Raw genomic sequence first — 9,967 nt, 5'->3', positions numbered from 1 at the left:
ATCACCGACGACCAGCTCGAAGGCGACCTCTACCGGCCCCCGTACTACCACCCCGGCATGGACTCCCCCGAGATCCAGTACCTCATGGAACGCCGAAGCGCCCTCGGCGGCTTCGTCCCCGAACGCCGTTCCAAGCACACCGACGTCACCCTCCCGGGTGACAAGGTCTACGAAGTCGCGAACCGCGGCTCCGGCAAGCAGCTGGCCGCCACCACCATGGCCTTCGTCCGCCTGCTCAAAGACCTCATGCGGGACAAGGAATTCGGCCAGCGGATCGTTCCGATCATCCCGGACGAAGCCCGCACCTTCGGCATGGACGCGTTCTTCCCGACGGCGAAGATCTACAACCCGAACGGCCAGAACTACCTGTCCGTGGACCGCGAGCTCGTCCTGGCGTACAAGGAGTCCATCTCCGGCCAGATCGTGCACGCCGGCATCAACGAGGCCGGTTCGGTGGCCGCGTTCACCGCCGCGGGCACGTCCTACTCCACGCACGGCGAACCGCTGATCCCGATCTACGTCTTCTACTCGATGTTCGGTTTCCAGCGCACGGGCGACTCCTTCTGGGCCGCCGCGGACCAGATGACCCGCGGGTTCATCATCGGCGCCACCGCCGGCCGCACCACCCTGACCGGTGAAGGCCTGCAGCACGCCGACGGCCACTCCCCCATCCTGGCCGCCACCAACCCCGCCGTCGTCACGTACGACCCGGCCTACGGCTATGAGATCGGCGTCATCATGCGCGACGGCCTCAACCGCATGTATGGTCCCGGCCCGGCGGACAACGACCCGTCGCGGAACGTGATGTACTACATCACCGTCTACAACGAGCCGATCTCCCAGCCGGCAGCACCGGCGGAACTCGACGTCGAGGGCATCATCAAGGGCATCTACCTGCTGGCGCCGGCCAAGATTGACGGCCCGCGCACGCAGATCCTTGCCTCCGGTGTGTCCGTCCCCTGGGCCCTGGAGGCCCAGCGGGTCCTCGCCGAGGACTGGGGCGTCTCCGCCGACGTCTGGTCCGTGACGTCCTGGACCGAACTGCGCCGCGACGCCATGGCCGCTGAGGAAGAAGCGTTCCTCAACCCCGGCCAGCCCGCACGCGTACCCTTCGTCACCGAACAGCTCGCCGGTGCCACCGGTCCGATCGTGGCCGTGACCGACTACATGAAGGCCGTCCCGGACCAGATCCGCCAGTTCCTGCCGAACGAGTTCGCCTCGCTCGGTGCTGACGGCTTTGGCTTCTCCGACACCCGCGCCGCTGCCCGCCGCTTCTTCAAGAACGACATCCACTCCGTGGTTGTCCGTTCGCTGCAGATGCTGGCCCGCCGCGGCGAGGTCGATGCCCAGGCTCCGGCCCAGGCGATCGAGAAGTACCGCCTGCACAACGTCAATGCCGGCACCACCGGCAACGCAGGCGGCGACTCCTAGAGTCACCCGGCGCCACCGACGGCGGTCCCCACCGAAAGGCGGGGGCCGCCGTCGGCGTTTAATCCCCGCTGCCGTTCCGGTGCGGCACCCGGTCAGGCTACAGGGCCGCATGCGGTCAAGCGCTGTGACCCAGCACAAGACGCCTTGTAGCCTTTGCACAAATGGAGCTTGGGCGGCAGGCCCCGTATGCTCGATGCATGGCCGAGCCGATCACCACTCCCGCAAAACGCAAGCCCGCCTCGAGGGCGATGCCTCCGGAGAAGGTCGAGACGCTCAAGAAGCTCCGGGCGAGCGTTGGGCAGCTTTCCACGACGACGCTGCGCCAGCTCGAGAAATCCTTGCCGTGGTACAGCCGGCTGAACTCCGACGAGCGCTCGGCCCTGGGCATGGTGGCCCAGAATGGCATCGCCGCCTTCGTCACCTGGTACGAGCGCCCCAGCTCGCCGTCGTGGATCCTGTCCGACGTTTTCGGCACGGCGCCGACCGAACTCACCCGCTCCATCAGCCTGCAAAAGGCCCTCCAGCTGATCCGGATCGTCGTGGAAGTGGTGGAGGACCAGGTGCCCGTGATCGCACCGGAGGCGGACCAGGGCGCGCTGCGCGAGGCGGTGCTGCGGTACTCCCGAGAGGTGGCTTTCGCCGCCGCCGATGTGTACGCCCGTGCTGCCGAAACCCGCGGATCGTGGGACACCCGGCTGGAGGCGCTCATTGTGGACGCCATCCTGCGCGGCGAAAACACCGACGCCCTGCGGTCCCGGATCGCCGCCCTCGGCTGGAAGGCACAGGAGCGCTTCACCGTCATGGTGGGCAATTCGCCGTCGGAACCGAACGCCAGCTACGTCAGCGAGCTGCGCCGCACCGCCGGGCGCTTCGCCGAAGACGCCCTCGTCGGGATCCAGGGCGACCGGCTCATCCTTATCCTCGGCGGGCTCCATGACCGCGAAACCGCCTACCTGAAGCTGGCCGAACTCTTCGCTCCGGGCCCGGTGGTCTACGGCGCCGAAGCGGGTTCGCTGCCGGAGGCCAGCGGCTCGGCCCAGTCCGCGTTCGCGGGGCTGACCGCAGCCCGCGCCTGGCCGGCCGCGCCGCGCCCGGTCGCCGCCGATGACCTCCTGCCGGAGCGGGTGATTTCCGGTGACGACGCAGCCCGCCGCTCCCTCGTCAAGAACATCTACCGGCCCCTGCTCGCGGCCTCCAACGGGCTGGTGGAGACCCTGGGCACCTACCTTGAGCTGGGTCATTCGCTCGAGGCCACGGCCCGCGAACTCTTCGTCCACGCCAACACCGTGCGGTACCGGCTCAAGCGCGTCTGTGACGTCACGGGCTGGGATCCGCTGTTGCCGCGGGAGGCCTTTGTGCTGCAGACGGCCCTCGTGGTGGGCCGGCTTGCGGCCCCGCCGAAGCCCGCCACGGAGCGGCAGCCTTCGCGGAATAGCCCCTGAGAAGTTGTAGACTTCCTACAAAGTGACCCTGTGAGCTTGGTGCATGAATGCACCGATAATCTCGCCGTAGTTTGGAAAGCTGGATACGTGCTTGCAATCGTCTGCCCTGGACAGGGCTCCCAGACCCCTGGTTTTCTCGCCCCCTGGCTGGAACTGCCGCCTGTCGCAGGCCACCTGGCCTCCCTCAGCGAAATCGCCGGGATCGACCTCACCGCCCACGGAACCACCTCCGATGAGGAGACCATCAAGGACACCGCCGTTGCGCAGCCGCTGATCGTTGCGGCCGGACTGGTGGCCGCTAAGTCCCTGTTCGACGTCGAACTCGGCACCCTGCCCGTCATCCTTGCCGGCCACTCCGTCGGGGAAATCACTGCCTCAGCCCTGGCCGGTGTACTGACTGAAACCGAAGCCATGACCTTCGTCCGCGAACGCGCCAACAGCATGGCGGCAGCCGCTGCGGCCACTCCCACCGGGATGAGCGCCGTTGTCGGCGGCGACCCGGCCGAGGTCCTGGCCGCGATCGAGGCCTGCGGCGCCACGGCAGCCAACGTCAACGGCGCCGGTCAGACCGTCGCGGCCGGAACCCTGGACCAGCTCAAGGCCCTCGCCGGGAACCCGCCGGCCAAGGCCCGGGTCATCCCGCTGAAGGTCGCCGGCGCGTTCCACACCCAGCACATGTCCCCGGCCGTCGCGGCGCTGCGGTCCCTCCGGCCCACGCTGCACCCGCGGAACCCGCAGGTCCCCCTGCTCTCCAACTTCGACGGCGCAGAGGTCACCGATGGTGCCGCCGCCGTCGAGAGCCTGATCGCCCAGGTTTCCCGCCCGGTCCGCTGGGACCTCTGCATGGATACCCTCGTGAAGCGCGGCGTGACCGGCGTGATTGAACTGGCTCCGGCCGGGACGCTTGCCGGACTCGCCAAGCGCGGCATGCCGGGCGTGAAGACCGTAACCGTCAAGACCCCGGACGACCTGTCCGCCGCCCTGGCCCTATTCGCAGAACTGGAAGGACAGGCATGAGCGTTCCCACGTTGAAGCAGGCCCCCCTGCACGAGAACACCCGCATCATGGGAGTCGGCGCCTACCGGCCCGACGTGATCGTCACCAACGATGACGTCTGCCAGTGGATCGACTCCTCCGACGAGTGGATCCGCCAGCGCACCGGCATCATCACCCGGCACCGTGCCCCCGCCGACATCAGCGTGATCGACATGGCCGAGGGCGCTGCCCGCGAGGCCCTGCAGAAGGCCGGCATCGAGGCTTCCCAGCTCGGCGCCGTCATCGTCTCCACCGTGACGCACCCCTACGCGACACCGTCCGCCGCCGCGAGCCTCGCCGACCGCCTCGGCGCGACGCCGGCCCCGGCCTTTGACATCTCCGCCGCGTGCGCCGGGTATTGCTACGGCATCGCCCAGGCCGACGCGCTGGTCCGCTCCGGCGCGGCCGACTACGTCCTTGTGGTCGGTGCGGAAAAGCTCTCGGACGTCATCGACAACACCGAACGCACCATTTCCTTCCTCCTCGGCGACGGCGCGGGCGCCGTTGTGATCGGCCCCTCCGACACCCCGGGCATCGGCCCGTCGGTGTGGGGCTCGGACGGCAGCAAGTGGGACGCGATCGGCATGACCGGCTCCATGCTGGACCTCCGCGAACTCGCCACGGCGGGCAAGCAGGGCGGGGCGCTGAGCGCCCAGGAAGCCGCCGTCACCGACGCCGCGCTCTGGCCGACGCTCCGCCAGGACGGCCAGACGGTGTTCCGCTGGGCAGTCTGGGAGATGGCCAAGGTGGCCCAGCAGGCGCTGGACGCTGCCGGCATCAGCGCGGACGACCTCGCGGCCTTCATCCCGCACCAGGCGAACATGCGGATCATCGACGAGATGGCTAAAAAGCTGAAGCTGCCGGAACACGTCATCATCGCGCGGGACATCGCCGACGCCGGCAACACCTCCGCAGCCTCCATCCCCCTGGCCACCCACCGCCTGCTGCAGGAAAACCCGCAGCTCAGCGGCGGACTTGCACTGCAGATCGGCTTCGGTGCCGGACTGGTCTTCGGTGCCCAAGTGATCGTGCTTCCGTAGGCGTTCGCCGCTTTCCCCCACCTTTAAATCCCACGGCAAACCGAGCCCTCGGTTTGAACCATTTCCGCCCGAAGCTGCCGGCACACCGGCAGCCAACGGCAATAACAAGAAAAGGAGCCATCATGGCTAGCAACGAAGAGATCCTGGCCGGCCTGGCTGAAATCGTCAACGAAGAGACCGGCCTGGCCACCGAGGCCGTCGAAATGGACAAGTCCTTCACCGAGGACCTGGACATCGACTCCATCTCGATGATGACGATCGTCGTCAACGCCGAAGAGAAGTTCGGCGTGCGCATCCCGGACGAAGAGGTCAAGAACCTCAAGACCGTCGGCGACGCAGTCGGCTTCATCGCCAACGCACAGGCCTAATTTCGGGCCCGGCCGGTCCGGGGGCGCAACTGCACCCCCGGACCGCGCCCTTTGCAGCACCATCCAGTGCAACACCCCAGAGTTTTTCAAACGCAGGCCCCGGCAGGCTTTCCCAAGTCCCGGATACGGCAGGCGCACCGACAGAGAGTGATCCCATGGCACGCAAAGTAGTCATTACCGGTTTGGGTGCCACCACACCCATCGGCGGCGATGTCCCCACGATGTGGAAGAACGCGCTGAAGGGCGTCTCCGGCGCGCACACGCTCGAGGACGACTGGGTGGCGAAGTACGAGCTGCCCGTCCACTTTGCCGCCCGCGCATCCAATCCCGCGACCGAGGTCCTGAGCCGGGTCGAAGCCAAGCGCATGGACCCGTCCACGCAGTTCGCCGTGGTCGCCTCCCGCGAGGCCTGGGCCGACGCCGGCATCACCGAGGTCGACCACGACCGTCTGGCCGTGGCTTTCGCCACCGGCATCGGCGGCGTCTGGACCCTCCTGGACGCCTGGGACACCCTGCGCGAAAAGGGCCCCCGCCGCGTCCTGCCCATGACTGTGCCCATGCTGATGCCCAACGGCCCGGCTGCCGCGGTCAGCCTTGACCTGGGCGCCCGCGCCGGCGCCCACACCCCTGTCTCCGCCTGCGCGTCCGGCACCGAGGCCGTCCACATGGGCCTGGACCTGATCCGCTCCGGCAAGGCCGACGTCGTCGTCTGCGGAGGCGCCGAAGCCGCCATCCACCCGATGCCGATCGCCGCGTTCGCCTCCATGCAGGCACTCTCGCGCCGCAACGATGATCCCGAGCATGCCTCACGCCCCTACGACCTTGGCCGCGACGGTTTCGTCATGGGCGAAGGCGCCGGTGCCCTGGTGCTGGAGGCCGAGGAACACGCCCTGGCCCGCGGCGCCCGGATCTACGCCGAGCTGGCCGGAACCTCGGTCACCGCCGACGCGTACCACATCACCGCCCCGGACCCGCAGGGCCTGGGCGCCACCCGCGCGCTGAAGGCTGCCATGTTCGACGGCCGGATCCAGCCGGAGGACGTGGTGCACGTCAACGCGCACGCCACCTCCACTCCGGTCGGCGACAAGCCCGAGTACGCGGCCCTGAAGGCCGCCCTCGGCAAGCAGCTGGACAGCGTCGCAGTCTCCGCCACCAAGTCGCAGATGGGGCACCTGCTGGGCGCCTCCGGTGCCGTGGAAGCCGTGCTGACCGTCATGGCCATCTACGACCGCAAGGCACCGGTGACCATCAACCTCGAAAACCAGGATCCGGAGATCCCGCTCGACGTCGTCACGACGGCCCGCGACCTGCCGTCCGGCAGCATTTCGGCGCTGAGCAACTCCTTCGGCTTCGGCGGCCACAACGCCGTGATCGCGGTGCGGAGCGTTTAGCTCCGGCCACCCGTCCACGCCAAGATGGCGGCAATGTTCTACGCGAACATTGCCGCCATCTGTCGTTTGGCGCTGCTATGGAGTGTGTTGCGGCGTAGCCCTGCGTTGCCGCCGGGCCGGCCTTCCGACCTGTCAGGGGCCAGCCTGTCCGGGGCTCTAGCCGACCTGGTGGAGCCAGCGCACCGGAGCGCCTTCGGCGGCGTGCCGGAAGGGCTCGAGCTCCTCGTCCCAGGCTTCGCCAAGGGCCAGGGAGAGCTCATGGTAGACCGCGGAGGGGTCGCCGGCGCCGGATTCATAGGCATAGCGGATGCGGTCCTCGGAGACCATGATGTTGCCGTGCACATCTGTGACAGCGTGGAAGATGCCGAGTTCCGGCGTGTGCGACCAGCGGCCGCCGTCGACGCCCTGGCTGGGCTCTTCCGTGACCTCGTAGCGCAGGTGCGCCCAGCCCCGGAGAGCAGACGCCAATTGAGCCCCCGTGCCCGGATTTCCGGCCCACGACAACTCAGCCCGGTACATTCCGGGCGCTGCTGGCTGAGCAGTCCACTCAAGATCCGTCCGCTTGTCCACAACAGAACCTATGGCCCACTCAACGTGGGGACACAGGGCAGTTGGGGCCGAGTGAACAAACAACACACCGCGGGTCAGTGCAACAGACATTCCATCCTCCATAGCTGTAGGTACGTCTTCCCCAACGACCTCTGCCTGGATGTCTGTCTGCTGCGCGGGTCCGTAGTGATGCGGGTGGTCCCTGCCAGACTATTAAGTTACTTCCCGGTTCATCAGTGCGGCGTGATGCACATGAGCTTCAAGCAACACTTGAAAGTTGCCGGGCGTGAGTCTTATTGTGCCGTACCCCACCGCATTACGCCAGTGCGATTCGGCGCGTCTTTCCCGGCGCGCCGCCCGGCGTCACGTATGGAAGCAGTACTGGCGACCGGCCCGGCCAAGGCTTTGGGGTCAGGCCCTCGGATGGGCCTGCTGGTAGCTCTGCCGGAGCCTCTCGACGGAGACGTGGGTATAAATCTGGGTGGTGGCCAGGCTGCTGTGGCCCAGGATCTCCTGCACCGCCCGGAGATCGGCCCCGCCGTCGAGCAGGTGGGTGGCGGCGGAATGCCGCAGGGCGTGCGGACCGGTCGCCGCGGTGTCCCCCAGGGATTCCAGCAGGTCGTGGACCACACTGCGGACCTGCCGCTGGTCCACGCGCCTGCCGCGGGCGCCGAGGAAGAGTGCCGGGCCGGAGGTTTCCGTGGCGAGGGCAGGCCGGCCCCGGCGCAGCCAGTCGTCGACGGCCAGCGCCGCGGGCAGGCCGTAAGGCACGGTGCGTTCCTTGTTGCCCTTGCCGAGCACCCGCAGGGTTCTGCGGTCGGGATCGAGGTCGTCCACGTCGAGGCCGGCCAGCTCGCCGACCCGGACCCCGGTGGCGTAGAGCAGCTCAACCATGGCGCGGTCCCGCAGCGGCAGGGGCCCGCCCTCGGCGGCCGCCGTTTCCGTGCCTTCGACGAGCCGAAGGACCTGTTGCTGGTGCAGCACTCCGGGCAGCGATTTCTCCCGCTTCGGCGCCTTCAGCCGCAGGGTGGGGTCCGTTTCGATGAGTTCCTCACGGATGGCCCAGGCGGTGAAGGCCCTGGCGGTGGCGGAGCGGCGGGCCAGCGTGGCGCGGGACATCCCCGCTTCGCTTTGCGAGCCCAGCCAGCGCCGCAGGGTGCCGAGTTCCAGCCCGGCGAGGTCTTCCACCCCTTCGGAGGCCGCATACTCCAGAAGGCTTCCGACGTCGGCGAGGTACGCGCGCACCGTGTGGGCCGACCGCCCCCGTTCCGCTTCCAGGTAGCGGCCGAAACCCTGGGCGGCTTTGGCCAGTGCGGCCGGGATCTGCTGTGTGGACACGTCCTTACTCTCGCAGGAATAGCCGGGCGATCAAGGAGCCCGGCGGCGAGCCGCGGGTCTGGTGCCGGCCTGTGACCTGCCGCCACCCGCCACCGCCGGAGGCTGGCCGCCAGTCACCCTGCCGAACCGGACCGTTTCCAGCCGCCGCGGTGCGATTCGGCCAGGCCCAGCAGCCCGAGACGGCCCAGGCCCGCGCGGACCGAATCCGCGGATAGTCCGGCGACGGTGGTGAGTTTCTCGACCGACGTGGTGGCCCGCAGCGGCAGGGCGTCCAGCAGGATGAGGTCTTCCAGGGTCAACCCGTCCTGGACCGCCGCCCGGCCGGTCTTGGCCTCGGGCAGCGATTCGCCGCTGGGCGAGGCGAGCTCCGCGACCTCCCCGGCGTCGGTGACGCAGACCGCGCCTCCTTCCCGGAGCAGCCGGTGGCAGCCCGCGGAGTTGGCGCTGTGCACCGACCCCGGCACTGCGCCGACGGCTCTGCCCAGCGTTTCCGCGTGGTGGGCCGTGTTCAGCGCGCCCGATCTCCAGCGGGCTTCCACAACGACCGTGACGGACGCCAGCGCAGCGATCAGCCGGTTGCGCTGCAGGAACCTGTACCGAGTCGGCGCGGAGCCCGGCGGGACCTCCGCCAGGACTGCGCCCTGGTTCGCGACTGCCCGCAGCAGATCCTCATTGCCGGAGGGGTAGAAACGGTCCACTCCCCCTGCCATCACGGCGATGGTGGGCATGCTCCCTGCCGTGCCGCCGGCGAGGGCTGCCCGGTGCGCGTGCGCATCGATCCCGTAGGCGCCGCCCGAGATGATCGTGAAACCACGCTGTGCCAGCGAATACGCGAGGTCGCCTGCCACGGACGCACCATAGGAGGTGCTGTCCCTGGAACCGACCAGCGCAACGGACCGGGCGGGCGCAGGCAGCTCGTGCTCGATGCCCCGCCACCAGAGACAGAGCGGTTCCTGCAGTCCGAGGTCCGCCAATTGGCGGGGCCACAGCTCGTCCGAAGGGATAATCAAGCGGCCGCCGAGCCGTTGCATCGTGGCGAGGTCCCGTGCCGGCGCCAGATCCGGCACCCTCGGCGCCCAGCGCTGCCGGGCTGTCCCCAGGCCAGTCCAGCCGCTGCCTGAGCTGTTCTCGTCCAGCAGCTGGAAGATCTCCCGCTCCAGTTCCGCTCCGGCGGCCAGCTGGCCCGTGGCGATCTTCAGTGCGTCCTCCGGCCCGGCGACACGAACGAGCGCGAGGCCTGCAGCGTCCTGCGGCTCAAACAGCCGGGACAACGCTGCCCGGGCGGTCCGTTCGCTCTCTGTCATGGTGTTGTTCCTTTCGAAGGATGGCGATGCATGATGGCGCCGCACGCACGCGGCGGCCCCGGAGGGGAG

Annotated in this window: 9 protein-coding genes; 6 read left to right on the top strand and 3 right to left on the bottom strand. The window is 68.7% G+C overall.

Annotated features, from left to right (window positions below; genetic code table 11):
- The 6 genes from ABIB29_RS04030 to fabF form a co-directional block, all read left to right on the top strand.
- Positions 1 to 1,431 (top strand): transketolase-like TK C-terminal-containing protein (locus ABIB29_RS04030; RefSeq protein ID WP_502915539.1); only part of this gene is annotated, 1,431 nt, incomplete at its 5' end.
- A gap of 197 nt (positions 1,432 to 1,628) precedes the next feature.
- Complete coding sequence (locus ABIB29_RS04025) at positions 1,629 to 2,873, top strand: PucR family transcriptional regulator (protein ID WP_354170232.1); 1,245 nt, start codon at positions 1,629 to 1,631, stop codon at positions 2,871 to 2,873.
- A gap of 87 nt (positions 2,874 to 2,960) precedes the next feature.
- The gene (locus ABIB29_RS04020) at positions 2,961 to 3,890 is read left to right on the top strand and encodes an ACP S-malonyltransferase (protein ID WP_354170230.1); all 930 of its coding nucleotides are present in this window, start codon (positions 2,961 to 2,963) and stop codon (positions 3,888 to 3,890) included.
- On the top strand, positions 3,887 to 4,948 hold the full coding sequence (locus tag ABIB29_RS04015; protein WP_354170229.1) for a beta-ketoacyl-ACP synthase III: 1,062 nt from the start codon (positions 3,887 to 3,889) through the stop codon (positions 4,946 to 4,948). Before ABIB29_RS04020 ends, ABIB29_RS04015 begins: the two co-directional genes overlap by 4 nt.
- Before the next feature lie 122 nt (positions 4,949 to 5,070).
- On the top strand, positions 5,071 to 5,316 hold the full coding sequence (locus tag ABIB29_RS04010; RefSeq protein WP_090578669.1) for an acyl carrier protein: 246 nt from the start codon (positions 5,071 to 5,073) through the stop codon (positions 5,314 to 5,316).
- A gap of 155 nt (positions 5,317 to 5,471) precedes the next feature.
- A complete protein-coding gene (gene fabF, locus ABIB29_RS04005) occupies positions 5,472 to 6,707 on the top strand; it encodes a beta-ketoacyl-ACP synthase II (protein ID WP_354170227.1) in 1,236 nt (411 codons plus the stop codon).
- Positions 6,708 to 6,863: 156 nt separating this feature from the next.
- Here the strand turns inward: fabF and ABIB29_RS04000 are convergent, their stop codons facing one another.
- From ABIB29_RS04000 to dprA, 3 genes are all read right to left on the bottom strand, one after another.
- The gene (locus ABIB29_RS04000) at positions 6,864 to 7,367 is read right to left on the bottom strand and encodes a DUF3145 domain-containing protein (RefSeq protein ID WP_354170225.1); all 504 of its coding nucleotides are present in this window, start codon (positions 7,365 to 7,367) and stop codon (positions 6,864 to 6,866) included.
- A gap of 300 nt (positions 7,368 to 7,667) precedes the next feature.
- A complete protein-coding gene (locus ABIB29_RS03995; protein WP_354170223.1) occupies positions 7,668 to 8,594 on the bottom strand; it encodes a tyrosine recombinase XerC in 927 nt (308 codons plus the stop codon).
- A 113-nt stretch (positions 8,595 to 8,707) separates the two neighbouring features.
- Complete coding sequence (dprA, locus tag ABIB29_RS03990) at positions 8,708 to 9,898, bottom strand: DNA-processing protein DprA (protein WP_354170221.1); 1,191 nt, start codon at positions 9,896 to 9,898, stop codon at positions 8,708 to 8,710.
- Positions 9,899 to 9,967: the final 69 nt, after the last annotated feature.

This window comes from Arthrobacter sp. UYEF36 (assembly GCF_040547025.1).
Taxonomy (GTDB): Bacteria; Actinomycetota; Actinomycetes; order Actinomycetales; family Micrococcaceae; genus Arthrobacter.
Note: the sequence above shows the minus strand (reverse complement) of the source record. Positions and strands in the feature narration are given on the sequence as shown.